The 24,241-nt window shown below is 60.5% G+C and carries 24 protein-coding genes; 12 read left to right on the top strand and 12 right to left on the bottom strand.

The features are described 5' to 3' along the window. Positions 1 to 45: 45 nt before the first annotated feature. On the bottom strand, positions 46 to 2,133 hold the full coding sequence (locus tag M9924_01440) for a lytic transglycosylase domain-containing protein (GenBank protein MCO5063057.1): 2,088 nt from the start codon (positions 2,131 to 2,133) through the stop codon (positions 46 to 48). A 143-nt stretch (positions 2,134 to 2,276) separates the two neighbouring features. Here M9924_01440 and dapA point away from each other — a divergent pair, with 143 nt between their 5' ends. After that, complete coding sequence (gene dapA, locus M9924_01435; protein ID MCO5063056.1) at positions 2,277 to 3,158, top strand: 4-hydroxy-tetrahydrodipicolinate synthase; 882 nt, start codon at positions 2,277 to 2,279, stop codon at positions 3,156 to 3,158. A gap of 22 nt (positions 3,159 to 3,180) precedes the next feature. Next, positions 3,181 to 3,660 carry an SsrA-binding protein SmpB gene (smpB, locus tag M9924_01430; GenBank protein ID MCO5063055.1) on the top strand — a complete coding sequence of 160 codons (480 nt, stop codon included), beginning with the start codon at positions 3,181 to 3,183 and terminating at the stop codon, positions 3,658 to 3,660. A gap of 403 nt (positions 3,661 to 4,063) precedes the next feature. Here the strand turns inward: smpB and M9924_01425 are convergent, their stop codons facing one another. Together M9924_01425 and M9924_01420 are read right to left on the bottom strand one after the other, a co-directional pair. Further along, entirely contained in the window at positions 4,064 to 4,720 is a 657-nt protein-coding gene (locus M9924_01425) for a uracil-DNA glycosylase (protein MCO5063054.1), read from the bottom strand. Between the two features lie 7 nt (positions 4,721 to 4,727). After that, positions 4,728 to 5,306, bottom strand: coding sequence for an NYN domain-containing protein (locus M9924_01420; protein MCO5063053.1), 579 nt, complete (start codon positions 5,304 to 5,306; stop codon positions 4,728 to 4,730). A 206-nt stretch (positions 5,307 to 5,512) separates the two neighbouring features. Here M9924_01420 and rpoZ point away from each other — a divergent pair, with 206 nt between their 5' ends. The 7 genes from rpoZ to era all read left to right on the top strand — a co-directional run bounded on the left by rpoZ (position 5,513) and on the right by era (position 11,705). Beyond that, positions 5,513 to 5,908: a DNA-directed RNA polymerase subunit omega gene (gene rpoZ, locus M9924_01415; protein ID MCO5063052.1), complete on the top strand. Its 396-nt coding sequence runs from the start codon at positions 5,513 to 5,515 to the stop codon at positions 5,906 to 5,908. 111 nt (positions 5,909 to 6,019) lie between these two features. Further along, positions 6,020 to 8,242: a bifunctional (p)ppGpp synthetase/guanosine-3',5'-bis(diphosphate) 3'-pyrophosphohydrolase gene (locus tag M9924_01410; GenBank protein MCO5063051.1), complete on the top strand. Its 2,223-nt coding sequence runs from the start codon at positions 6,020 to 6,022 to the stop codon at positions 8,240 to 8,242. A gap of 7 nt (positions 8,243 to 8,249) precedes the next feature. Further along, positions 8,250 to 8,828: an orotate phosphoribosyltransferase gene (gene pyrE / locus M9924_01405; GenBank protein ID MCO5063050.1), complete on the top strand. Its 579-nt coding sequence runs from the start codon at positions 8,250 to 8,252 to the stop codon at positions 8,826 to 8,828. A gap of 9 nt (positions 8,829 to 8,837) precedes the next feature. Next, positions 8,838 to 9,251, top strand: coding sequence for a holo-ACP synthase (acpS, locus tag M9924_01400; protein ID MCO5063049.1), 414 nt, complete (start codon positions 8,838 to 8,840; stop codon positions 9,249 to 9,251). A gap of 68 nt (positions 9,252 to 9,319) precedes the next feature. Further along, complete coding sequence (lepB, locus tag M9924_01395) at positions 9,320 to 10,069, top strand: signal peptidase I (protein ID MCO5063048.1); 750 nt, start codon at positions 9,320 to 9,322, stop codon at positions 10,067 to 10,069. 5 nt (positions 10,070 to 10,074) lie between these two features. Next, positions 10,075 to 10,806 carry a ribonuclease III gene (rnc, locus tag M9924_01390; GenBank protein ID MCO5063047.1) on the top strand — a complete coding sequence of 244 codons (732 nt, stop codon included), beginning with the start codon at positions 10,075 to 10,077 and terminating at the stop codon, positions 10,804 to 10,806. After that, positions 10,803 to 11,705 (top strand): GTPase Era, encoded by a 903-nt coding sequence (gene era / locus M9924_01385; protein MCO5063046.1) that lies wholly within the window; start codon positions 10,803 to 10,805, stop codon positions 11,703 to 11,705. Before rnc ends, era begins: the two co-directional genes overlap by 4 nt. A 1-nt stretch (position 11,706) precedes the next feature. Here the strand turns inward: era and M9924_01380 are convergent, their stop codons facing one another. The 9 genes from M9924_01380 to uxaC all read right to left on the bottom strand — a co-directional run bounded on the left by M9924_01380 (position 11,707) and on the right by uxaC (position 20,377). Next, a complete protein-coding gene (locus M9924_01380) occupies positions 11,707 to 13,218 on the bottom strand; it encodes an altronate dehydratase family protein (GenBank protein MCO5063045.1) in 1,512 nt (503 codons plus the stop codon). A gap of 24 nt (positions 13,219 to 13,242) precedes the next feature. After that, on the bottom strand, positions 13,243 to 13,593 hold the full coding sequence (locus tag M9924_01375; protein MCO5063044.1) for a cupin domain-containing protein: 351 nt from the start codon (positions 13,591 to 13,593) through the stop codon (positions 13,243 to 13,245). A 2-nt stretch (positions 13,594 to 13,595) separates the two neighbouring features. Beyond that, positions 13,596 to 14,357 carry a 2-dehydro-3-deoxy-D-gluconate 5-dehydrogenase KduD gene (gene kduD / locus M9924_01370; protein ID MCO5063043.1) on the bottom strand — a complete coding sequence of 254 codons (762 nt, stop codon included), beginning with the start codon at positions 14,355 to 14,357 and terminating at the stop codon, positions 13,596 to 13,598. Beyond that, positions 14,354 to 15,190 carry a 5-dehydro-4-deoxy-D-glucuronate isomerase gene (kduI, locus tag M9924_01365; GenBank protein MCO5063042.1) on the bottom strand — a complete coding sequence of 279 codons (837 nt, stop codon included), beginning with the start codon at positions 15,188 to 15,190 and terminating at the stop codon, positions 14,354 to 14,356. Before kduI ends, kduD begins: the two co-directional genes overlap by 4 nt. 16 nt (positions 15,191 to 15,206) lie before the next feature. Continuing rightward, positions 15,207 to 15,989, bottom strand: a complete 783-nt coding sequence (locus M9924_01360) for a FadR family transcriptional regulator (protein MCO5063041.1) — start codon at positions 15,987 to 15,989, stop codon at positions 15,207 to 15,209. A gap of 9 nt (positions 15,990 to 15,998) precedes the next feature. After that, positions 15,999 to 17,279 (bottom strand): TRAP transporter large permease, encoded by a 1,281-nt coding sequence (locus M9924_01355; protein ID MCO5063040.1) that lies wholly within the window; start codon positions 17,277 to 17,279, stop codon positions 15,999 to 16,001. 5 nt (positions 17,280 to 17,284) lie between these two features. Next, positions 17,285 to 17,875: a TRAP transporter small permease gene (locus M9924_01350; protein ID MCO5063039.1), complete on the bottom strand. Its 591-nt coding sequence runs from the start codon at positions 17,873 to 17,875 to the stop codon at positions 17,285 to 17,287. 63 nt (positions 17,876 to 17,938) lie between these two features. Continuing rightward, positions 17,939 to 18,916 (bottom strand): TRAP transporter substrate-binding protein, encoded by a 978-nt coding sequence (locus M9924_01345; protein ID MCO5063038.1) that lies wholly within the window; start codon positions 18,914 to 18,916, stop codon positions 17,939 to 17,941. A gap of 54 nt (positions 18,917 to 18,970) precedes the next feature. Then, positions 18,971 to 20,377 (bottom strand): glucuronate isomerase, encoded by a 1,407-nt coding sequence (gene uxaC / locus M9924_01340; protein MCO5063037.1) that lies wholly within the window; start codon positions 20,375 to 20,377, stop codon positions 18,971 to 18,973. Between the two features lie 173 nt (positions 20,378 to 20,550). Here uxaC and M9924_01335 point away from each other — a divergent pair, with 173 nt between their 5' ends. The 3 genes from M9924_01335 to M9924_01325 are packed head-to-tail and all read left to right on the top strand — an operon-like array spanning position 20,551 to position 24,217. After that, positions 20,551 to 22,017, top strand: coding sequence for a mannitol dehydrogenase family protein (locus M9924_01335; protein MCO5063036.1), 1,467 nt, complete (start codon positions 20,551 to 20,553; stop codon positions 22,015 to 22,017). After that, positions 22,014 to 23,204: a mannonate dehydratase gene (gene uxuA / locus M9924_01330; protein ID MCO5063035.1), complete on the top strand. Its 1,191-nt coding sequence runs from the start codon at positions 22,014 to 22,016 to the stop codon at positions 23,202 to 23,204. The genes M9924_01335 and uxuA overlap by 4 nt, the downstream gene beginning before the upstream one ends. Beyond that, positions 23,195 to 24,217, top strand: coding sequence for a Gfo/Idh/MocA family oxidoreductase (locus tag M9924_01325; GenBank protein ID MCO5063034.1), 1,023 nt, complete (start codon positions 23,195 to 23,197; stop codon positions 24,215 to 24,217). Before uxuA ends, M9924_01325 begins: the two co-directional genes overlap by 10 nt. Positions 24,218 to 24,241 lie beyond the last annotated feature (24 nt).

Genomic DNA, 24,241 nt, shown 5'->3' with positions numbered 1-24,241 from the left:
TCCACCGTGAGCGCTCCAGAACGCTATTTCGCGCTCGGCGAAGGGTCAATTGGCCGGCATCGGCTCCATCCTGCCTTTTGTAAGATCCGAAACGATGTCGAATCGGCCATACAGGCGCATCTTGTAGACTTCGTAGTTCTCCATCACGCGCTGGACATATGCGCGGGTCTCAGTGAACGGGATGCTTTCGATCCAGTCGATGACCTTGTCCACCGGTTGGCCGCGTGGATCGCCGTAGCGCGCGATCCATGGCGCCACCCGGCGCGGCCCCGCATTATACGCCGCGAATGTGAGAATGTAGGAGCCGTCAAACCGCCCGAGTTGCTCGTTCAGCATCGCCGCGCCGAGCGTTGCATTATATGCAGGGTCGATAGTCAGGCGCTGCGGCGAATAGGCAAGCCCGATCTTGTTCGCAGTCTCCTGAGCCGTGCCCGGCATAAGCTGGAGCAGGCCGAGCGCACCTGCACCCGACACGGCTCCGACATTGAACTCGCTCTCCTGCCGCGCAATGGCATAGGCCAGCGCCTTACCCGCGCCCGCTATGTCGGCGTCGTCTGGAATCACGCCAAGCGGGTGCGACAGCGACCCAACGTCAAGACCACGCTGCGCAGCCGCCTTTGCCACCTTCAAGGCGATGAAATGGTTGCCGCTGTTCTCGGCCATTCCGGCCAGAAGCGCGATTTCGCCCGCGCTTTCCATCTGCCTTGCCAGCGCGAGATACAATCGCGACGCATATTGTGGCTGGCCCGCCGAGATCAGCCGGTCGATTGCTTTTGCCTCTTCACGCGCCGCAAAGCGCCGTCGGTCCTGCTCGGTGGGTTCGGGGGAGGGCAGGTTCAATGCGGGACGGCCGATTCGCGCGGCGGCAAGCTGGCCATAGAAGGTGGTGCCGAAGCCTGCGGCAGCTGCATAATGCTGCATCGAAGCGGGATCGCCGGCGTCTTCTGCTGCGCGGCCAAGCCAATAATAGGCACGGGCACGCGAAATCGCGCCTTCGGCAAATGCATTGATCCGGGCGAAATGGCGTTCGGCGGTCGAAGGGTCCTTCAGGCCGCGCAGCGCATACCAGCCCGCTGTAAATTCCGCATCCGCGCGATCGGTCGGCGTTTCAGCGGCGTGATTTGACACGAGCCGGTACGCAAGCCGAATTTTGCCCGATTCATACAAGTTTCGCGCAAGCAGACGCCGCTCGATCCACCACGCGTGAGGATCCACGAGTACATCCGCAACGGTAGGCGCCTTCATCATTAAATCCGCCGCTTCGGCGAGTCGCCCTGATTTGCGCAACCCCTTGATTCTGGCGAAGGAATAGCCCGGCGAGCGCAACTCGCCCGGCACCGCATCGAGAAGCGCACGGGAACTACGCGCGTTGTCGAGCACCGCGCTCCATGCGTCGAAAAGCGGCTCGCTATGAGCCAGTGGCGCTACCCGCCGGGCCGCTGGCACATCTTCCGAATAGAGCATTCGTTCCATGCGAACGCGGTGGTCCACCACGGTGAGAATGTCTGAAAACTCGTTCAGAATGATGGTTTCGACCTGGGGATCCATCTTCTCGGACCGCCACATTGCCGCTAGCGCATCGTGCACGCCCGCACGGTCGCCGTCGGCAAGCCGCGACCTCGCCAGCGCGATGGCACCCTCCGGCGTGATCGGCGTCCGGCCATCCAGCAGTTCGCGGACCACTTCAGGCGGGGCGGATTGCGCCATCAGCGAGCGTTCGAGCCTGCGATGCAAATCCTCCGCGCCGGGCCAGCGCGAAAGCTCGCGCGCCGTCCGGGCAATTTCCGCGCTTGCAATGCCGTCGCCACCATAAAGCGCGATTGCCCATGAAAGCACGTGCCGGTCGAGCGAGTTTGCGGGCAGGCCGTCGCGGATCGAAAGCGCCTCGGTGCTACGTTTGAAACGTAGCGCCGCAAGACCCCTCCTTAAATCTTCCAGATGGTCGGGCTTTATCGGTTGAAGTCTCGGCTGGCGATCCTGAACCGGCGTTGCCGGCGCAATAACGCCTGTGGTCGAGGGATCGATGACGCCGGACACGACCTTCTCGGGCGCGATGCTAAGCGTGGTGAAAACGCCTGCTGCGACTGCAGCGGCGGCAATCAGACCGAAATATCCAAGCCAGCGAGCAGCCACCCGCTTCCTTTCCCAATAAAAAGCCGCCAAACAATCGCCGAGCGCTATGTCAAAGCTGTGGCGTATGCGGCTTGTTTCCGCTAGAAGGCCAGCGCGGCGCTTCCAGCACCGTTTTCGCTGATTTTGAGGAGCTTGGACCACAGATGTTCAGAGGATCGCTTACCGCGCTTGTGACGCCCTTCGAAAAGGATGGCGGATTCGACGCGAAAGCGTTTCGCGCTTTTGTCGATTGGCAGATCAGCGAGGGAACAGCCGGTCTGGTTCCGGTCGGCACGACGGGAGAATCGCCGACGCTCACCCATGCCGAGCACCGCGAGGTCGTAAGGACCTGCGTGGAGGTAGCAAAGGGCCGGGTTCCGGTCATCGCAGGCGCAGGGTCGAACAATACAGCAGAAGCGGTGGGGCTCGCGCAGTTCGCGGAAGAGGTCGGGGCGGATGCGGCGCTCGTCGTCACGCCTTATTACAACAAGCCGACGCAGCGCGGGCTCTACGAGCATTTCGCGACCGTCGCGAAGGCAACGAAGCTGCCGATCATCATCTACAATATTCCGCCGCGTTCGGTAATCGACATGACGCCGGAGACAATGGGAAGATTGGCGAGCGATTTCAAGAACATCGTCGGGGTCAAGGACGCCACCGGCAAGGTCGAGCGCGTTTCCGAGCAGCGCATGACATGCGGCAAGGATTTCATCCAGCTTTCGGGAGAGGACGCCTCCGCGCTCGGGTTTAATGCGCATGGCGGCGTCGGCTGCATCTCGGTCACGTCCAATGTCGCGCCCCGGCTATGCGCCGAATTTCAGGAAGCCACGTTGAACGGCGACGGCAGGAAGGCGATCGAACTTCAGGACCGTCTCATGCCCTTGCACAAGGCCATCTTTATCGAAGCGGGGGTGACGGGTGCGAAATACGCGCTGTCCCGGCTCGGCAAGGTCGAAAATGTCGTGCGCTCGCCGCTTGTCACTATTGAAGCCTCGACGGCTGAAAAGATCGACGCGGCGATGAAGCATGCCGGGTTGATCAACTAGGCCGAAAGCCTATCTGAGCTGCATGGCACCGGGCAAGAAATCAGACCCCAACAACAAGATCGCCGCGGAAAACCGCAAGGCGCGCTTTTCATATGAAATACTCGATACAGTTGAGGCCGGATTGGTCCTGACCGGAACCGAGGTCAAATCGCTGCGCGGCGGCCACGCGAATATCCAGGAATCCTACGCCTCGCTTGAGAACGGCGAAATCTGGCTTATCAACTCTTACCTGCCTGAATACCTTCAGGGAAACCGCTTCAACCATGAGCCGCGCCGGCATCGCAAGCTCCTGCTCAGTAAGCGGGAAATCGCGCGGCTGGCGCAGTCGGTCGAGCGCGAAGGCATGACCATGGTGCCGCTGAAAATCTATTTCAACGACAGGGGCAGGGCCAAATTGCTGCTTGCGATCGCTCGGGGCAAGAAGCTGCACGACAAGCGGGAAACCGAAAAACAGCGTGATTGGTCGCGCGAACGCGGTCGTTTGCTGAAAGAACGCGGCTGAAGCCCGGACCTTGAGACGGACGCCATCGTTTCACCGCAATGTGATGGCGGTAGAAAGGGTCTGTATCAAACTCTATGGCGCATAGCCTTATGGAGGCGTATTATACGCCTTTCAGAGGATGCATCGGGAGCGTCTATCGGGAGGATAGGTCGATGTCGGTCGCAGATCGTTTTGTCGCTGAATACATGCCTGCTTGGCTGCGGCGCCACAGGAAAGAAGAAACAGCCGTTTCGTCACCTGCAATCAGGAAAACAAACCGTCGTCCGGCGCTTGCGCCGCGGCCAACGGTGGCGTTCAAGCCTAAGCCCCTAAATCCTGAACAGTACAGCACGCACCTCTAAGGCGCGGCTGAGCGCAAACAAAAGCGGCGGCTTCAAGCCGCCGCTTTGCATTTGTGACTGCATCAAGCGTCAAGGAAACTACGCACGTTCCGAAACACGTTAGTGAACATTTCGGCAGTCAGGACACCTGTATTCGTATTGTATCGGGAGCAATGGTAGCTCGGAAATATTGCAATGCACTTCGCCTCGAACCGAGCGCCATGTTTGAAGGGATATGCCGCGACCCGTTCGCCGAGCGCCCGCACCGTCGATTGATGCGCAATCGCCCCGAGCGTCACGATGGCTTGAAGTCGGGGGAGCGCAGAAATGGTGGGCGCGAGAAACTGGCGGCACGCCGAAATCTCCGCCCCGACCGGCTTGTTTTCCGGGGGAACGCACCGCACCGCATTGGTGATCGCGGTTTCAATGAGTTCAAGCCCGTCGTCGACCCTCGCCTTGAACACACCTTGCGCAAAACCCATCCCGATCAAGGTGGAATAGAGCAGGTCGCCGGCGAAATCCCCGGTGAAGGGCCGTCCGGTGCGGTTGGCGCCGCGCAGGCCGGGTGCAAGCCCGACAATCAGAAGACGCACATTTTCGATTCCGCCTCGAGGCAGCCATGTCGGCACAGGCGCATTGTGCCAGTCAGGCTCCCGCTGGCGCCAGCCGGCAATGAAATCGTGCAGGCGCGGGCAAACGGCGCAATTGCGATCCGGCTCAGGCAGGGCGCTGGGCGCCATCGCGGCGTCAGAAATCTTCTGCGGCTTCCGCGTGCTCTATGCGCCGGGGAGGGCGTTCATTAGGATCGCGCCCGATCTCGGTCTTCAGGCTCGTCAGATCTATGAAATGGTCGGCCTGTCGCCGCAGATCGTCCGAGATCATAGGCGGCTGGGACGCCATCGTGGACACCACGCTGACCTTCTTGCCCTTGCGCTGCAAAGCCTCGACCAGCGTGCGGAAATCGCCGTCGCCGGAGAATATGACATAGTGATCGAGCACTTCCGTCAGTTCGAGCGCGTCGATTGCAAGCTCAATGTCCATGTTGCCCTTGATCTTGCGCCGACCCGCCGCATCCGTGAACTCCTTGGCCGGCTTGGTCACCACGCGATAGCCATTGTAGTCGAGCCAGTCGATCAACGGCCGGATCGAAGAATACTCCTGATCTTCGATCAACGCGGTGTAGTAATAAGCCCGCAGCAGGTAGCCGCGCTTCTGAAAGTAGGAAAGCAGCTTGCGGTAGTCGAGATCGAAGCCGAGAGAGCGGGAGGTCGCGTAAAGATTTGCACCGTCAATGAACAATGCGATGCGTTCACGGGAATCGAACATAAGTATAGTTTCCTCTAAAAACTTGAACAAACGCTGCAACGTTACGTCGCTGCACCCACCAGAATTCGGCGCGGTTCTTGGCAAAAACATGGCGGGTGCGCCAGCGGTTTTTCTTCGTGATGCGAGGTTGCGCACTTGAAATTCGAGCGCGCCCAAGCTATGTGCCCGTTTTCTCCGCAAGAACACGATGATGAAAGGGGCGCTCAATGGCCCGCGTGACTGTTGAAGATTGCATCGACAAGGTGGACAATCGCTTCGAGTTGGTCCTGCTCGCCAGCCATCGCGCCCGTCTGATTTCGCAAGGCGCGGCAATCACTGTTCCGCGCGACAACGACAAGAATCCGGTCGTGGCGCTCCGTGAAATCGCAGATGAGATGCTTGCGCCGGAGGATTTGAAGGAAGACCTCATTCACTCCCTGCAGAAGCATGTTGAGGTGGACGAACCGGAAGCTGAAGCTCCGGAGCTTCCCGACCAGGCCGCATCCGAAACCACCGAAGCAGTCGTCGATGACGACAATGTCGCGTTCGACCGCATGAGCGAAGAGGAACTACTTGCCGGCATCGAAGGTCTTGTCGCTCCTGAGAAAAGCGACGATTTCTGATTGCCCGGCTCGAGCGGCTCTTTCGCGCGCGTCATTGTATAGATACATCTGTCATGCGCCGCATTACCCTATGCGGCGCATGATGTTTATTCGACTGCCGAGACTACTGCCATGATGCGCCAATACGAGCTTGTGGAGCGTGTCCAGCGCTACAAGCCCGAAGTGAACGAAGCGCTGCTGAACAAGGCCTACGTCTATGCGATGCAAAAGCATGGACATCAAAAGCGCGCTTCCGGCGATCCCTATTTCTCGCATCCGCTCGAAGTTGCGGCCATTCTCACCGACATGCATCTGGACGAGGCGACCATCGCGGTCGCGCTGCTGCATGACACGATCGAGGACACCAGCGCCACGCGCCAGGAGATTGACGAGCTTTTCGGTCCCGAACTCGGCAAACTGGTCGAAGGGCTGACGAAGCTCAAGAAACTCGATCTCGTTTCCAAGAAGGCGGAGCAGGCGGAGAACCTGCGCAAGCTACTGCTGGCGATTTCCGACGACATCCGCGTTCTTCTCGTCAAGCTCGCCGACCGCATACACAATATGCGCACCCTCGACCACATGCCTGTCGAGAAGCGGTCTCGCATCGCGGAAGAAACAATGGACATTTATGCGCCTCTGGCCGGGCGCATGGGCATGCAGGGCGTGCGCGAGGAACTGGAAGACCTCGCTTTCCGAACCATCAATCCCGACGCCTACCGGACCGTCACCGAGCGCCTCGCGGACCTTACCCAGCGCAGCAAAGCCGTTATCGATGAGATCGAGACGTCCCTCTCGGAGCTTTTTGCCGAGCATGATCTCAAGGCCAATGTGAAAAGCCGCCAGAAAAAGCCGTGGTCAGTCTTCAGGAAGATGGAGGCAAAAGCGCTGTCCTTCGAACAGCTTTCAGACATTTTCGGCTTTCGTGTCATCGTCGAGAGCGTCGATGACTGCTATCGGGCGCTTGGCTTCATCCACACGACATGGTCGATGGTTCCCGGTCGCTTCAAGGACTATATTTCGACGCCGAAGCAGAACGACTACAGATCTATCCATACGACGATTGTCGGCCCTTCGCGCCAGCGCATCGAACTGCAAATCCGCACGCGCGAGATGAACGAGATCGCCGAGTACGGCGTTGCGGCACACGCGATCTATAAGGACAAGGTTATCGGGACCGCGCCCACCATCTCAAAGGATACAAATGCCTATGGATGGCTGCGGCGCACCATTGAGCAGCTTTCCGAAGGCGACAATCCCGAGGATTTCCTCGAAAACACCAAGCTTGAACTCTTCCAGGACCAGGTTTTCTGTTTCACGCCGAAGGGCATGCTGATTGCCCTGCCGCGCGGGGCCACGCCGATCGATTTCGCCTATGCGGTGCACACAAATGTCGGCAACACCTGCGTGGGTGCCAAGGTCAACGGCCGCATCATGCCGCTGATGACCGAGCTCAAGAACGGCGACGAAGTCGAGATCATCCGGTCCGAGGCGCAGGTGCCGCCAGCGGCATGGGAGCACATGGTGGTAACGGGCAAGGCCCGGGCGGCCATTCGCAGGGCGACCAAGAATGCCGTGCGCAAGCAATATTCGGGCCTCGGCGCGCGCATCCTTGAACGCGCCTTTGCGCGGGCGGGACGAAGCTTTGACAAGGATCGGATCAAGGCGGTCCTGCACCGCCTCGCTCGCAAGGACATAGACGACGTTCTCGCTGCTGTCGGGCGAGGAGAATTGTCCTCGACGGATGTGCTGCGGGCGGTTTTCCCCGATTACAAGGAAGAGCGGATCGGTCCGCAAGCACCGAAGCAGCGCGAGGAAGGATGGTTCAATCTCCGGAACGCCGCCGGCATGCTGTTCAAGATGCCGGGCCGGTCCTCGAAAAAGGGCAAGGCGGACGAGCAGGCAAGCGGGGCCGTGCCGATACGCGGCGTGCGCGGCGACCTTCCCGTGCGCTTCGCGCCGGAAGGGGCGGTGCCGGGCGACCGCATCGTGGGCATCATTCAGCCGGGGCTCGGCATAACCATCTATCCGATCCAGTCGCCATCGCTGACTGCCTTTGACGACCAGCCGGACCGCTGGATCGACGTGCGATGGGACATTGACGAGGCCATGAAGGAGCGGTTTCCTGCGCGCATCGTCGTGACCGCGATCAATGCGCCGGGATCGCTCGCCGAGATCGCCCAGGTTATTGCCAATAACGACGCCAACATCCATACGCTTTCCATGGGGCGCACTGCGCCGGATTTCACGGAAATGACGCTCGATCTGGAAGTCTGGCACCTGAAGCACCTCAACCAGCTGCTATCTGAACTCAAGAACTCGCCGGCGGTCAGCGATGCACGGCGCGTCAATGGCTAGGACGAAGATGGAAACCAGCGAAGTACTTGATGTCTTCCGTGAAGCGGGCGCGGTTCTCGAAGGCCATTTCATCCTGACATCAGGCCTGCGCAGTCCCGTCTTCCTGCAAAAAGCGCGCGTTTTTATGCATGCGGACAAGACGGAAAAGCTGTGCAGAGCGCTGGCCGACAAAATTCGCGAGGCGGTCAACGGTCCTATCGACTATGTGGTCGGACCGGCGATTGGCGGACTGATCCCGGCCTATGAAACTTCGCGCCATCTGCATGTCCCGGCCATCTGGGTCGAACGGGAGCAGGGCAAGTTCCGGCTGCGCCGCTTCGAGATGGAAAAAGGCGCGCGGGTGGTCATCGTCGAGGACATCGTTACGACCGGCCTGTCTATCCGTGAAACGATCGAGTGCCTGCGCGAGCTTGGCGCGGAAGTCGTCGCGGCGGCGTGCATCATCGACCGCTCGGCGGGGAAGACCGATGTTGGTGTGCCGCTGATCGCGCTCGCCGAATATGAGGTTCCGGCCTATCCGGCCGATGCGTTGCCGCCCGAGCTGGCGGCTATTCCGCCGGTGAAGCCCGGCAGCCGCAATCTGTAGGCGACGCGATTGATTATCGGGATCGGCAGCGACCTGATAGACATTCGCCGCATTGAGCGAACGATCGAACGCCATGGCGAACGCTTTCTGGCCCGCGTATTTACCGATGTCGAGCGAGCGCGCTCCGAACGCCGGTCGCAGCGCGCAGCTTCCTATGCCAAGCGCTTCGCCGCCAAGGAAGCTTGTTCCAAGGCGCTCGGAACGGGTCTTTCGGATGGGGTATTCTGGAAAGACATGGGCGTCGTCAACCTGCCTGGGGGCAAGCCCACCATGAAGCTGACGGGTGGCGCGGCCATTCACCTGGAACAAATGCTTCCCCCCGGCCACCGCGCTCTTGTGCATCTGACCATCACCGACGATTATCCGCTCGCTCAGGCATTCGTGATCATTGAAGCCATTCCTGTCGAAATGCCGCCACACTGATGCGGTCTGCGACGTTGCCCTGAAAAGGTTGAGCAACTATACCGGGCGAAATCGGATTTGAGGAAAGCATGAGCGTGGCTGACAAGGCTGGAAAGAAATCGGGCGGACTTGGCGAAACCGTTTCCGTCATCGTCCAGGCGCTGCTTCTGGCGCTCGTCATTCGCACGCTCTTCTTCCAGCCCTTCTCGATCCCATCGGGTTCGATGCGTCCAACGCTGCTGGAAGGCGACTATCTGTTTGTGACCAAATGGGCCTACGGCTATTCGCGCTATTCGCTGCCATTTTCGCCCAACCTGTTTGAGGGGCGTATCTGGGGCAGCGAACCCAAGCGCGGCGACGTGGTGGTCTTCAAATATCCGCCCAACCCGCAGGTGGACTATATCAAGCGGGTAATCGGCCTGCCGGGCGACCGCATCCAGATGCGCAACGGCCAACTCTTCATCAATGATGTTGCTGTGCCTCGCGAAAAGGTCGGCCAGATCGACAATCCCGACATCACGGCGGAGAGCCGGCCCATCGACGTCTATCGCGAGACCTTGCCGAACGGCGTCGCCTACAACACGCTCGACATCTATCCTGACAGCGAGACCGACAATACGCGCGAGTTCCTCGTTCCGGCAGGACATTATTTCATGATGGGCGACAACCGCGACAACTCCGCCGACAGCCGCCTTTCGGTGGGGTATGTGCCTGCGGAGAACCTTGTCGGGCGCGCAAACATCATTTTCTTCTCGATTGCCGGCAAGGCAAGCCCGCTTGAGATCTGGCGTTGGCCCACCGAGTTGCGACCGACCCGGTTCTTCAACGTCATACGGTAAATCCTGTGAGCCAGAAGCGCCCCTCCAAGGCGGTCAGTGGTGCTGAACTGGCATTGGCGCTGGAGAAGTCGACCGGGCATCGTTTTGCCGACCCGCAGCGCCTCCGGCGCGCCCTGACCCACGCCAGCGCCCGCCATTCAGACGGCATCGACTATGAGCGCTTTGAATTTCTCGGCGACCGTGTGCTCGGCCTGGTCATCGCGGACCTGCTGTTCAATGCCTTCCCCGACGCGCCGGAAGGTGAATTGTCGGTGCGGCTGAACGCGCTCGTCAATGCCGAAATACTGGCGGAGATCGCGGAGGAGATCGGGTTGCCGGATCTGGTCAAGGTCGGCAGCGAGATGCGCGGCGTAACCGGGCGCCGCAGGATCAATCTCCGCGCCGATGCGCTGGAAGCGCTGATCGCGGCGCTCTATCTCGATGGCGGCATGGAGGTGGCGCGCGCATTTGTGCATCGCCACTGGCTCGCGCGCTCCCAGGTTTTTGATCCGGGCCGCAGGGATGCCAAGACCGAATTGCAGGAATGGGCGCACCAATTCGTCCAGGCGACGCCGACCTACAAGGTTTTGAGCCGCGAAGGGCCGGACCATGACCCGGTATTCACCGTCGAGGTCCACATCGCGGGCCTGACGGAAGCGACCGGAACAGGGCGCTCGAAGCGCGAAGCCGAACAGGCTGCCGCTGCTTCTGTCCTGCTGAGGGAAAGCGTCTGGAAGGCGCAGGTGGAGCCACAATGAACGAACAAGAAACGCGCTCCGGGTTCGTCGCGATCATCGGCGCGCCCAATGCCGGAAAATCCACGCTTATAAACCAGCTTGTCGGCGCGAAGGTCTCGATCGTCACCCACAAGGTGCAGACCACCCGTGCCATCGTGCGCGGCATTGCCACGCATGGCGCTGCACAGATCGTGTTCGTCGATACGCCGGGAATATTCAAGCCGCGCCGCCGTCTCGACCGCGCCATGGTCACGACTGCCTGGGGCGGTGCGAAGGACGCGGACATCGTACTCGTTCTGATCGATGCGGAGCGGGGTCTGAAGGATGACGCCGAGCGTATGCTGGAAGGGCTCGCAGAGGTGCGGCAGCCCAAGGTGCTGGTGCTGAACAAGGTCGATCGCGCCAAACGCGAGAACCTGCTGGCATTGGCGGCATCGGCGAACGAGAAAGTGGCTTTCGAGCGCACATTCATGATTTCGGCGCTCAACGGCTCTGGCTGCGCCGATCTTCTGGACTATCTCGCAGGCGCCGTTCCTGCCGGACCTTGGTATTATCCCGAAGACCAGATTTCAGACCTCCCGATGCGGCAGCTTGCGGCCGAGATCACGCGCGAGAAGCTCTATCTCCGTTTGCATCAGGAATTGCCTTACTCCTCGCATGTCGAAACCGAAAAATGGGAGGAGAAAAGCGACGGCTCGGTCCGCATCGAGCAGGTGATCTATGTCGAGCGCGACAGCCAGAAGAAGATCGTGCTCGGCGAGAAGGGCGCGACGATCAAGGCGATCGGCGCATCGGCGCGCAAGGAAATTGGCGAAATCCTCGAACAGAAAGTGCATCTGTTCCTGTTCGTGAAAGTCCGTGAAAACTGGGGCGACGATCCCGAGCGCTATCGCGAGATGGGACTGGATTTCAAAGACTGACCTACATGGTTGCGCCGACCATCCACGGCACGAATTCATTGTCGCCGTATCCGAGATCCTCGGATTTTGTGCGTCCGCCTGAGGCCACCCGGATGATTTCCTCGAATATCTCGGCTCCCTTTGTTTCGAGCGTAACCCCGTCGAGAACATCGCCGCAATTGATGTCCATGTCCTCGCGCATATGTTCGAAAATGTAGTTGTTCGTTGCGAGCTTAATGGAAGGGGTGGGCTTGCAGCCGAAGGCCGATCCGCGCCCGGTCGTGAAGCATAATATGTTCGCTCCGCCTGCGACCTGCCCGGTGGCGGCCACGGGATCGTATCCGGGCGTATCCATGAACACGAGGCCGCGCGTCGTGACCGGTTCGGCATAGTTGAACACGTCCATGAGATTGGTGGAGCCGCCCTTGGCCGCCGCGCCGAGCGACTTTTCGAGGATCGTGGTCAAACCGCCTGCCTTGTTGCCGGGCGAAGGATTGTTGTTCATCTGCATATTGTTGCGCGCGGTGTAGCCTTCCCACCAGCGAATGCGCTCAACCAGCTTTTCGCCGGCTTCCCGCGTTTGCGCACGGCGGGTCAGAAGATGCTCCGCGCCATAGATTTCCGGGGTCTCGGAAAGGATCGCCGTCCCGCCCTGCCGCACGAGCATGTCCACGGCAACGCCCAGCGCCGGGTTCGCCGTGATGCCGGAATAGCCGTCCGATCCTCCGCATTGCAGCGCAAGCACAAGCTCGGAAACGGGAGCGGCTTCCCGCCGCACCTGGTTGACGGTGGGCAGCATATCAATGATCGCCTGAACGCCCTTTTCGACAGTGGCGCGCGTGCCGCCGACTTCCTGAATGGTGAGCGTGCGAAAAGTCGTGTTCTCCTCGATGCCATATGTCTCCTTCCAGCGCGGAATCTGGAAGGCTTCGCAGCCAAGCCCCACCATCAGCACCCCACCGACATTCGGATTCGTCGCGTAGCCCCACTGCGTGCGCTTGAGAAGGTTGTAGTCCTCGCCATTCGTATCGATGGCGCAGCCGGTGCCGTGCACCAGCGAAATCACACCGTCTATGTTTGGATAGTCCTTGAGAACGCCGCTGCGTTCGACTTCCGCCGCAATGTGCCGGGCGGCGGTCGCGGAGCAGTTCACCGATGTCAGGACGGCGATATAGTTGCGGGTGCCCCATTTCCCGTTCGTCCGACGGTAGCCCAGAAAGGTGCGCCGTTCGTCGTCGGGCACGCACTCGATTTCTGCGCGCGCGGTTGCAAACTGGTAGTCCCGTTCGAAATCGTGCAGAACGACATTCTGCTCATGCACCCATTCTCCCGGCTGGATCGGCGAACTGGCAAAGCCGATGACTTGTCCGTATTTCACGACCTCGCCGCCCGTTTCGATGCGCGCCAGCGCCATCTTGTGCCCGCGAGGCACGCGGGTTGCTGCCTGAATACCGAGGACTTCATCCCCCGGCGCGAATGCTTCGACTGCGACCACGACATTGTCGTCGGCATGAAGTTTGATTGAACGGGGCATGGGTCGCGGCCTTTGCTTGTCGTTCTATTCCGCAGGCTGGAGAAAATCGGCCCGGTGGGGCGCGAAGCAGTCGATGAGCCGGCCTTTTTCCAGCGCCTTCACGCCGTGCTCTTCTCCAGAAGGCACGATGAAACAGTCGCCGGCGCTCAGGGTCTCCGTCCGGCCAGCGATTGTTACGTCGAATGTGCCTTCGGCCACATAGCTCGATTGAACATGCGGATGCGAGTGGACCCAGCCTTCGCCACCCTTTTCGAATGCGAATTCGACCATCATCAGCTCGTCCGTGTAAAGCACGATACGCCGCTTGTTGCCGTCCGGCGTCGGCTCCCATGTGCCTTCATCGAAACGCGCGAAAATATCCCGGCTTCGCACCATTCTTACCTCGCCAACCAGCCGCCATCGACGGGAACGACCGCACCGTGCATGTAGGTCGAGGCGGGCGCGAGAAGGAACACAGCCGCATCGCCGATCTCGCCCGGCTTACCCCAGCGTCCGGCAGGAATTCGGGCGAGGATCGCCTCGCTGCGGTCCGGGTCCTTGCGCAACACCTCGGTATTGTTCGTTTCGATATAGCCCGGCGCGATTGCGTTCACATTGATGCCGCTTGATGCCCACTCATTTGCAAGGAGCCGGGTGACGCCCAATACGCCGTGCTTCGCAACTGTGTAGGAGGCGACGCGAATCCCGCCTTGAAAAGACAGCATCGAGGCGATGTTGACGATGCGGCCACTGCGCCCGGAGGCAAGCACGTTCTTCGCATAGGTCTGGCAGAGAAAGAACAGGGACTTCAGATTGACGTCCATCACGTCATCCCAGTCCTCTTCGCTGAAATCGAGGGCCGCGCCGCGCCGGATGATCCCTGCATTGTTGACGAGTCCGTCGAGCGGCGCGTCCGCCATGATTTTATCGAGCATGAGGACCGACGCTTTCATATTGCCGATATCGCATTTGACCCCCTGAAAGGGCATGCCGAGCGCTTCGACCTGCTTCGCGGTCTCAGCCATCGAAGAGCGCCCGATTCCCACCACCGCACCGCCCGCCCGCGCCACGGCGAGCGCGATGCCCTGTCCGATGCCGGTGTTTGCGCCGGTTACGGCGATGCGCTTTCCCTCCAGGCTGAAGGCCGAGAGATCGGTCATCGCATATCTCCGATCGCGATCGGATCGACATCCGTATAGTCCACATTGTCACCGGCCATCGCCCAGATAAAAGCATAGTTCGATGTGCCGCAGCCGGAATGCATGGACCAGGCGGGGGAAAGCACGGCCTGCTCGTTCGACATCACGATGTGGCGTGTTTCGTCGGGTTGTCCCATGAAGTGAAACACTCGCGCGGTGTCGGCGAGGTCGAAATAGAGATACGCCTCCATGCGACGATCATGCACATGGGCGGGCATGGTGTTCCATACCGAACCCTTCGCGAGTTGGGTCATTCCGACGACGATCTGGCAGGTTTCGACCGATGCGGTGAACTGGAAAATGGAGCGTTCATTCGACGTCTCCGCGCTCCCGAGATCAAGACGCTTGGCCTTGTCGATGGTGATCAGCTGTGTAGGGCAGGGGCGGTGCGCGGGCGCAGACAGGAGATAGAACTTCGCCGGGTCCGCCGCATCTTGCGAGGTGAACGAGACTTCCACGCCCATCCCGACATAGATCATGTCGCGCGTGCCGAGCAAATGCGCCTTGCCCGATACGGTCACGGTTCCCCTTCCGCCGATATTCACGGCCACCAGCTCGCGACGCTCCAGGAACGATTTGGTGCCGGTCGGCTTGATCGCGTCCAGCGTTAGTTCGGCGTCGAGCGGCACGGCGCCGCCAACGATCATGCGGTCGTAGTGGGTATAGGTGAGGTGGATGCGTCCCGGCTGAAACAGGCTCGACAGGAGAAAATTGTGACGCAATTCGTCCGTGCCCATTGCGGCGGCGGCGATGGGGTCGATGGCGAAGCGGGAATCGAACTCGATGGACATCATGCTCCTCTCGTCGGCCTCAGAAGCTGCCAACCTTGCCGCGCGGAGCGACGGTCGACACATAGTCGGCCTGCTGGCCGTTCAATCTCTTGCGATAGCGTTCCTGGCTGGCGGTGAGGTGCGCGCGCATGGCCGCGCGCGCGGCATCGGCATCGCCCGCCGAGATAGCCTGCAATATGGAATAGTGCTCGCGCTGGAGCCCCATCTGGTAGGCGTCCGACAGAACGCTGTCTGTGCCCCAGGGGGAGGCGACATCGCAGGGAATGGCGCGCGTGCCGAGCGCGTCCAGAACGTCGACATAGTAGGGATTGTTCGTCGCCGCCGCGATTGCCCGGTGAAACGCGAAATCTGTCTTGCCGGTTGCTTCGCCCCGCGCCAGCAACCGGTCGAACTCGAAAAACGCTTCCTGGATCTGCGCCTCCTGCGCACTGTTGCGACGCATCGCGGCAAGACCGGCGCTTTCGACCTCGATCCCGAGTCGAACCTCGAGCACATTCAGCGCGTGTGAAATCTTGTTGCCGACTTCCAGCCCGATCGTGCCGAAGGCAGCGACGGCGGGGCGACGAACAAAGACGCCTGCGCCGTGCCGTGCCTCGACAAGGCCATCAGCGGCGAGCGCGGCGATCGCCTCCCGAACCACTGTTCGGCTGACCCCGAAAAGCTCGGTCATCCGCGTTTCGGTGGGCAGACGCTCGCCTTCGGCAAACTGGCCGCCGACGATCTGCGCCCGCAGCGTCTGCGCGACATTTTCCGAGAGTTTGGGTTTGCGTTCGATCCTGAGATCGGCCTGCTCAATCGCCATGTCGATCTCCTATTTGAAAACGCCCGGCAGCCACAGTGACAGACCGGGTATATACGTCACCAGCAGCAACACAACGAGTCCGGCCCCATAGAACGGCCAGATCGAGCGCATGGCCTCCCACACGCTGATCTTGCCCACGGCACAGGCGACGAATTGCACCCCTCCCACCGGCGGCGTGTTGAGGCCAATACCGTAGTTGAGGATCATGATGACCCCGAAATGAACCGGGTCGACACCGAAGGCCGTGGCGATGGGCAGGAATATAGGTGTGGTGATGATGATCGTCGGCCCCATGTCCATGAAGGTGCCGAGGATCAGCATGATGACATTCAGGAGGAGCAGGATGACGATGGGGTTGTCGGAGATGCTCTGCATCCACATGACCAGCGTTGCGGGCACCCGCATGAAGGCCATCAGCCAGGAAAAAGAGGCCGCGCAGCCGATGATGAGGAGAACCATGGCGGTGGTCCTGACCGCACCCATCGTGGCATGGACGAAGTCCTCCCAGTTGAGCTGGCGATAGATGAAGATTGTTACCAACAACGCGTAGATCACGGCGACGCAGGAGCTTTCCGTCGCGGTGAAGATGCCCGAGCGAACGCCGCCGAAGATGATCGCGATAAGCAACAGGCCGGGCAGGGCCGCGACCAGAAGATGCGCGGCGGCCGCAAACCCCTGGAACGGTTCTGTCGGGTATCCGCGCTTGCGGGCGACAATATAGGCGGTAACCATCAGCGCGCCCGCCAGCAGCAGGCCGGGAATGATGCCCGCAGTGAACAGGTCGGCGATGGAAATCTTGCCGCCCGCGGAGATGGAATAGATGATCATGTTGTGGGATGGCGGCAAAAGCAGCGCGATCAATGCGGCCATGGAGGTCACGTTGACGGCGTAGTCCGCCCCGTAACCTCGCGCCTTCATCTGGGGGATCATGATGCCGCCGACCGCAGCGGCTTCTGCCACCGCCGAGCCTGAAATGCCGCCGAACAGCGTTGATGTCAGGATATTCACCTGTCCGAGCCCGCCGCGCAGGTGACCGACGAGCGACGCTGCGAATGCGACGATCCTGGCGGCGATTCCGCCGCGAACCATCAGGTCGCCGGAATAGATGAAGAAGGGGATGGCGAGCATTGAGAATATGCTCATGCCTGAGTTCATGCGCTGGAATACGACCAGCGGAGGCAGGCCCATATAGGCGACGGTCGCGAGGCTGGCCGCTCCAAGGCAGAAGGCAATCGGAGTCCCGATCAGCATCAGCAGCGTGAAGCAACCGAACAGAATCCATAGTTCCATTGCGCTCAGGCCTTCCTCGCAAATTCGGCGGCATCCGTGCGGACATCTTCGATGTTTTCAAGTTCGACGGCGATTTCCGTCGCCGCAAGCTCATCGAGCGCCGCGTCGACCGGCGAGCCGGAGAGACGCAGCGCGATTCTCTCAAGGGAAAAGAGCGTCACAAGAACGCCGCCGCCAAACAACGGAACGTAGTCCCACCCGCCCGAAATTCCGAGCGCAGGGAGGCTCGTATTCCACGTAAGCCCGATCAGTTGAATGCCGTACCAGACCATGCCGATGCCAAAGGCGAAAATCACGATGTCGGAGATCATGCGCAGCCACTTCTTGGCCGAAGGCGGCAGCACATAGAGCAACACGTCGAACCCGAGATGGTTGTTCTCCCGAACGCCCACGGCAGCGCCAAGAAAAATAAACCAGCTCATCAGCATGACAGCGCCGGGCTCGGTCCAGCTCGGTGAATCGTTCAGCACGTAGCGGCAGAAGACCTGCCAGGCCACCATGACCGTCATCACCACGAGCCCAAGGCCCGCAAGATAGAGCGCCAGCGTGTTGAGGCGCGACAGTACCGGGATACCTGTTCTCAATTCGGCGGTCATGGGCTCCTCCCCACGAACGAGGCCCTCGCCTGTCCAGCCAGGCGAGGGTATTGATCGCGCTGGCTATTGGACAGCCTTGACGTCCTCGACCATCTTTTTCAGGACGGGATCCGTGATGTGCTTGTCGTAGACGGGCTTCATAGCGTCGATGAATCCCTGCTTGTCCACCTCATTGATCTGAGAGCCGATTTTCTCGACATTGGACTTGGATTCGACGGTCTTGGCGGCCCACAATTCCCGTTGTTTGGCGATGCTGTCCTTGCCTGCCTGCTTGAAGATTGCCTGATCTTCAGGTGTCAGCTTGTCGAACGCAGCTTTGTTCATGACGAACACTTCGGGCAGGATCGTGTGCTCATCCAGAGAATAGTATTTGGCCACTTCGGCATGTTTGGCGGTATCGTAACTCGGATAGTTGTTTTCCGCGCCGTCGATCACGCCCGTTTCGATTGAGGAATAGACCTCGCCATAGGGCATCGGCGTTGCGTTTGCGCCAAGCGCATTCGTCATATCGACGAAGATATCCGACTGGATGACGCGGAACTTCAGGCCCTTCATGTCCTCGACCGTTTTGATCGGCTTCTTGGAGTTATAGAAGGAGCGAGCGCCCGCATCGTAGTATGCCAGTACGACAAGGCCGGCGCTTTCAAAGGCCTTGGCGATCTGCTCGCCGATGGCGCCGTCCATCACCTTGTGCATATGATCTTCGGAACGGAAGATATAGGGCAGGGCAGGGACGATGGATTCCTTCACCGTGCCATTGAAAGGCGCCATCGAAACGCGGTTCAGCTCGATCACGCCTGACCGCACCTGTTCGATCGTGTCCTTTTCCTCGCCGAGCTGGGCGGAGTGATAGACCTCGACCGCATAGCGCCCTCCGGTGCGCTCCTTGATAAGCTCACCGAAATATTTGACCCCTTCAACCGTGGGGTAGCCGTCGGGGTGCGTATCCGAAGATTTCAGCACGGTTTGCGCCGAGACCGCACCGATCATGAGCGAGGTGGCAAGGGCAACGCCTGCCATCAGTTTCGATATATGCATCATCAGTCTTCCTCCCGTTTGGTGGGCGATGCCGCCCGTTTTTGAACATTCACGCCGTCAAAGCCGATATGCCTTCTTCGCCAGTCGATAGGTCAGGTCGTGTGCAACCTCGAGAGCTTCGTCCTCCCGCAGGCGATGCTCGGCGACGAGCTGGGCAAGAAAAGCGCAGTCCACTCGCCTTGCCACATCGTGGCGGGCCGGAATCGAAGGGAAGGCCCGAGTGTCGTCGTTGAAGCCGACAGTGTTGTAGAAGCCCGCGGTCTCGGTAGTCATTTCGCGGAATCTCCGCATGCCTTCGGGGCTGTCATGGAACCACCAGGCCGGACCGAGCTTCAGCGCGGGATAGACCCCCGCAAGCGGCGCAAGCTCGCGCGCATAGCTTGTCTCATCCAGGGTGAAAACAATGACGGATACGCGCGGGTCGGTGCCGACGGCGTCAAGCAAGGGCTTGAGCGCCCGCACATAGTCTGTGCGCGTGGGAATGTCGAAGCCCTTGTCTCGACCGAAACGCGCAAACATGCCGGGTGCGTGGTTGCGGAACGAGCCGGGATGGATTTGCATGACGAGGTCGTCATCGGCGCTCATGCGCGCCAACTCGGTCAACATCTGCGCGCGGAAGAGCTGGCGCTGTGCGCCGTCCGTCTTGCCCGCGCGAATGGCATCGAACAATTTCTCAGCTTCCGCAGGTTCCAGATTCGCGGTGTCCGCCGTCGCGTGACCGTGGTCGGTCGACGTTGCGCCGAATGATTTGAAGTAGTCGCGCCGTGCGCGGTGTGCGTCGAGATATCCTTTCCAGCTTGCCGTGTCGCAGCCGGTGATTTCGGCCAGCCGGTCGAGATTTCCCGCAAACCCCTCAAAATCCGGGTCGACCACCGAGTCCGGGCGGTAGGCAGGAATGACGCGACCCTTCCATCCGCTTTCGCGGATCATACGGTGCCATTTGAGATCGTCCAGCGCGCCGTCCGTCGTCGAAATCGCCTCGATATTGAAGCGTTCAAAGAGTGCGCGCGGCTTGAAATCGTCACGCTTGAGCGCATCGGCAATCGCATCGTAGTGCGCATCGGCATTGCCCGCCGTCAACGGCTCGCAAAGTCCGAACAGGTTCTCAAACGTATAGTCCAGCCAGGCACGCGTAGGTGTGCCCCGGAAAAGGAAGTAATGTTCCGCAAAACGCCGCCAGATGGCGCGACTGTCCTTTTCAACGACTGCGCCGTCCAGCGTCGGCACACCTAGGTCTTCCAGCCGGATGCCCTGACTGAAGAGCATGCGGAAAATATAGTGGTCCGGCACGATCAGAAGCTGCGACGGGTCCGGGAAGTTCTGATTCTCCGCATACCAGCGCGGCTCGGTGTGACCATGCGGGCTGATGATCGGCAGGTTCTTGATCTCGGCATAGAGATTCCGCGCGATCGATCGTGACCGATCATCGGGCGCAAACAGAAGGTCGGCTGCCACCAGTGTCAAATTCACCGCTCCTCCCACGGGGAACCAATGGCTATTCGCCACGAATAATAATGTCAACAGACAAGTTTGATTTAGTCATATGATGACTTTTCGCTTGACGCTCAGCGTCGATTTCGGGCAGGACACATCGAGGGAGGAACCATGCCGGCATGCGAAGCCACCGGGGCGCGTGAATGAGCGTCCGCCTTTCTGATGCAACGATAGCGGGCATCCCGGCTGTCGTTGAGCGACCCGTCTATGATCGCGCCGGATGCAGGGCCGGCATCGTTCATCTTGGAATCGGGGCATTTCATCGTGCCCATCAGGCAGTTTATCTCGATGACTGCCTGAATGGTGGTGAGGAGGGGTGGGACATCGTGGGTGTGTCACTTCGCAGTCCCGATACGCGCGACGCGCTTGATCCACAAAACGGGCTTTATACCCTTTCGGTCGTCGATGGCTCGGGAGAGAAGCTGCGGGTAGTGGGTTCGGTGCAGCGGGTCCTCGTTGCCCCGGAAAACCCGCAAGCCGTGTTTGACGAATTGTGCGATCCCTTGGTTCGGATCGTAACGCTTACGGTCACGGAAAAGGCCTATCTTCGAAATGCAGCGGGAGCGCTGGACACAAGCCATCGGGACATCGTGTGGGACCTTGAAAATCCACGGAATCCCAGAAGCATATATGGATTCCTTGCGGAAGCGATCGAGCGTCGAGTATCGGCGGGCGCAGAGCAATTCACCGTGCTTTCCTGCGATAATCTCCCGGCAAACGGCGCGACGTTGCGACGGCTGATGATCGAATATGCCGCGTTGCGGGATCGGGGATTAAAGCAGCTTGTCGAGCATGAAATCGCGTTCCCCTCAAGCATGGTGGACCGCATCGTTCCCGCGACCACCGATGAGGACCGGGCGCGCATATCAGCGGCGCTCGGTGTCGCCGATGCGTGGCCTGTGACCACCGAGCCGTTCATGCAATGGGTGGTTGAGGACCGCTTTCCGTCGGGACGACCGAAATGGGAACGGTACGGCGTAGAAATGGTCGAGGACGTTGCGCCGTTCGAGGACATGAAGCTACGCCTGCTCAATGGGTCACACTCCGCAATCGCCTATCTGGGATTGCTGTCCGGCCACGCGACGGTCTCGGAGGCGTTTTCCAATCCCGCCATCCGCGCGTTCGTCGTGCGATTATGGGATGAGGCAAAGCCGTCGCTGCCTTCCGGACAAGGCCTCAGGCCGGATGCGTATACGAGCGAACTCGTCAAACGATATGACAACCCCGCGCTCAAGCACCGCACCGCCCAGATTGCCAATGACGGCAGCCAGAAACTACCTCAGCGCATTGTCGCCACCGCACTCGACCGCGCGGCGAACGGCGGCAGTTTCGATGCGCTCATGCTGACGCCTGCCGCATGGATAGCTGCCTGTGAAGCGCGCGGGGTGACGTCGCCGCCCGCACATTTCACCGATCCGCTCGATGAAACGCTTGCGGCGATTGTCGCCCGAAAGCTCGACGCCAGCGACATGGTGGAAGCCGTGTTCGATGCCGCGGGCTTTGCTTCTGGTGCGCCCGAAAGACCGGCGCTTTTTGCTATCACGGCGCGTCACCTGCATTCCATACGCACACGGGGCATTGCTGCGACCTTGAAGGAAGTTCTTCGATGAAAGAGACGTGGCGCTGGTTCGGGCCCGACGATCCGGTTCAGCTTTCGCATGTCCTGCAGGCGGGCGCGAGCGGCGTCGTCACGGCGTTGCATCATCTGAACGACGGTCGCGCCTGGCCTGCCGAGGAGGTTGCGCGGCGCAAGGCCGAAATCGCGGCGGCCGGACTGAACTGGGACGTGGTCGAGAGCATCATCGTTCACGAGGATGTCAAAACACGCACGGGTCGATTCGCGGAACTGATCGACAACTACAAGCAATCCATTCGCGCAGTTGCTGCGGCAGGCATAAAGACCGTCTGCTATAATTTCATGGCGATCACCGACTGGACGCGCACCGACCTTGATGCTCCGATGCCGCATGGCGGAACCGCGCTGCGCTTCGATATCGTGGATTTCTGCGTCTATGACGCGCTGGTGCTGAGGCGCAAAGGGGCCGAGGGGGATCATCCCCCGGAACGCATCGAAGCCGCCCGCAAGCGCCTCGCAAGAATGAGCGAGAGCGATCTCGCGGGGCTGGAGCAGAATCTTATCGGCTGGGTTCCTGCTCGTGAGTTCATTTTCGACCGGGATACATTCAGGGCGGCGCTGGATCTTTATGCGGAACTCAGCACCGAAGGGTTGCGCGACAATCTGATCGCTTTCCTGCGCGAAATCGTTCCTGTTGCCGAGGAGCACGGCGTGCGCATGGCGATCCACCCGGACGACCCGGCATTCCCGATCTTCGGGTTGCCACGTGTCGTCTCCCGCGCCGAGGACGCTCGCGCCATCATCGAAGGCGTCCCGTCAATGATGAACGGCCTTACGCTGTGCACCGGCTCCTACGGTTCGAACGCGGCGAACGACCTGCCGCGCATGGCGCGTGAGTTCGGCCCTCATGTGCATTTCGCCCATCTGCGCAACGTGACGAAGGAGCCTGACGGCTCGTTCCATGAAGCAGAGCATCTGGGCGGCGACACGAATATGGTTCGCGTCATCGCCGCTTTGCTGGCGGAGGAAGGCAGACGGCGCGGGGAAGGTCGCGACGACTGGGAAATCCCCATGCGACCGGATCATGGGCATGCCATCGTTGATGACATCGGCAAGAAGGTGAACCCCGGCTATTCCTGCATCGGACGATTGAAGGGGCTGGCGGAACTGCGCGGCATATCCGCCGCGCTCAAGGCAACGGGGATACCGGATTGGCTGTAACTCGCGTGGGTTTGATCGGGCTCGGCATGGCCGTCGAGCCGCATGCGCGCAGCCTTCTCGATCTGAAGGATGAGGTTGAGGTTGCCGCTGCCTACAGCCCGACTCCGCAGAGGCGCGATGCTTTTCATTTGCGCACCGGTTGGCCTGTGGCGGACAGCGCCGAATTTATCTTCGGGGACCCGTCGATTGACATGGTCATGATCCTGACGCCTCCGAACACCCACCTCGAACTGGTGGAGCGCGCGGCGGGTGCGGGCAAACATATCCTGCTGGAAAAGCCACTGGAAATCACGCTGGAGCGTGCAAAGCGCCTTGTCGAAACCGCCGAACGCGCGAAGGTGAAGCTTGGTGTGGTTTTGCAGCACCGCTTTCGTCCGGTGTCGCTCGCCCTTCGCGGTATCATCGAGGAAGGCAGATTGGGCGCGCTGGTCAGCGGCTCAGCTCGGCTGTCCAACTGGCGGCCCCAAAGCTATTATGACGAGCCGGGACGAGGCACTTATGCCCGTGACGGCGGCGGCGTCCTGCTCACCCAGGGCATCCACACGCTCGACCTGCTTGTTTCTCTGGCCGGATTGCCAGTTGAAGTGAGCGGCTATGCGACGACAAGCCCTGTTCATGCCATGGAAGCGGAGGATCTAGCTTTCGCCGCCGTTCGCTTTGAGAACGGCGCGCTGGGCGCCATCGGCGCAACGACTTCGGCCTATCCGGGTTTTCCGGACTTTCTGGAGATCATCGGCACGAATGGAACCGCGCGCATCGAAAGCGGCAGGCTTGCGGTGCAATTCAATGACGGAGAATCCGCTGAAGCCACGGACGGCAGCGAATCCATCGGCGCAGGCAGCGATCCGATGGCGTTTCCGCACCAGCACCACCGGGCCGTGCTTCAGGATTTTGTCTCCGCGATCCGCGAGGGGCGTGAGCCGAAAGTGTCCGGGCGCGAGGCGCTGAAGGTGCACAGGCTGATCGACGCCATCCTGCGCGCTGCGCGCAGTGGCAGGAGAGAAAGCGTATAGCTTGCGCGCCGATACGGAGCATGA

Source organism: Rhizobiaceae bacterium, from assembly GCA_023953835.1.
Classification (GTDB): domain Bacteria; phylum Pseudomonadota; class Alphaproteobacteria; order Rhizobiales; family Rhizobiaceae; genus Mesorhizobium_G.
This window is presented reverse-complemented; position numbering and strand designations above follow the sequence as displayed.

What these genes read in the sequence shown, in the direction of transcription:
- dapA (MCO5063056.1), top strand. Translation starts at nt 2,277, where the DNA reads ATGTTCAGAGGATCGCTTACCGCGCTTGTGACGCCCTTCGAAAAGGAT.
- smpB (MCO5063055.1), top strand. Translation starts at nt 3,181, where the DNA reads ATGGCACCGGGCAAGAAATCAGACCCCAACAACAAGATCGCCGCGGAA.
- M9924_01425 (MCO5063054.1), bottom strand. Translation starts at nt 4,720, where the DNA reads ATGGCGCCCAGCGCCCTGCCTGAGCCGGATCGCAATTGCGCCGTTTGC.
- M9924_01420 (MCO5063053.1), bottom strand. Translation starts at nt 5,306, where the DNA reads ATGTTCGATTCCCGTGAACGCATCGCATTGTTCATTGACGGTGCAAAT.
- rpoZ (MCO5063052.1), top strand. Translation starts at nt 5,513, where the DNA reads ATGGCCCGCGTGACTGTTGAAGATTGCATCGACAAGGTGGACAATCGC.
- M9924_01410 (MCO5063051.1), top strand. Translation starts at nt 6,020, where the DNA reads ATGATGCGCCAATACGAGCTTGTGGAGCGTGTCCAGCGCTACAAGCCC.
- pyrE (MCO5063050.1), top strand. Translation starts at nt 8,250, where the DNA reads ATGGAAACCAGCGAAGTACTTGATGTCTTCCGTGAAGCGGGCGCGGTT.
- lepB (MCO5063048.1), top strand. Translation starts at nt 9,320, where the DNA reads ATGAGCGTGGCTGACAAGGCTGGAAAGAAATCGGGCGGACTTGGCGAA.
- era (MCO5063046.1), top strand. Translation starts at nt 10,803, where the DNA reads ATGAACGAACAAGAAACGCGCTCCGGGTTCGTCGCGATCATCGGCGCG.
- M9924_01380 (MCO5063045.1), bottom strand. Translation starts at nt 13,218, where the DNA reads ATGCCCCGTTCAATCAAACTTCATGCCGACGACAATGTCGTGGTCGCA.
- M9924_01375 (MCO5063044.1), bottom strand. Translation starts at nt 13,593, where the DNA reads ATGGTGCGAAGCCGGGATATTTTCGCGCGTTTCGATGAAGGCACATGG.
- kduD (MCO5063043.1), bottom strand. Translation starts at nt 14,357, where the DNA reads ATGACCGATCTCTCGGCCTTCAGCCTGGAGGGAAAGCGCATCGCCGTA.
- kduI (MCO5063042.1), bottom strand. Translation starts at nt 15,190, where the DNA reads ATGATGTCCATCGAGTTCGATTCCCGCTTCGCCATCGACCCCATCGCC.
- M9924_01360 (MCO5063041.1), bottom strand. Translation starts at nt 15,989, where the DNA reads ATGGCGATTGAGCAGGCCGATCTCAGGATCGAACGCAAACCCAAACTC.
- M9924_01355 (MCO5063040.1), bottom strand. Translation starts at nt 17,279, where the DNA reads ATGGAACTATGGATTCTGTTCGGTTGCTTCACGCTGCTGATGCTGATC.
- M9924_01350 (MCO5063039.1), bottom strand. Translation starts at nt 17,875, where the DNA reads ATGACCGCCGAATTGAGAACAGGTATCCCGGTACTGTCGCGCCTCAAC.
- M9924_01345 (MCO5063038.1), bottom strand. Translation starts at nt 18,916, where the DNA reads ATGATGCATATATCGAAACTGATGGCAGGCGTTGCCCTTGCCACCTCG.
- M9924_01335 (MCO5063036.1), top strand. Translation starts at nt 20,551, where the DNA reads ATGAGCGTCCGCCTTTCTGATGCAACGATAGCGGGCATCCCGGCTGTC.
- uxuA (MCO5063035.1), top strand. Translation starts at nt 22,014, where the DNA reads ATGAAAGAGACGTGGCGCTGGTTCGGGCCCGACGATCCGGTTCAGCTT.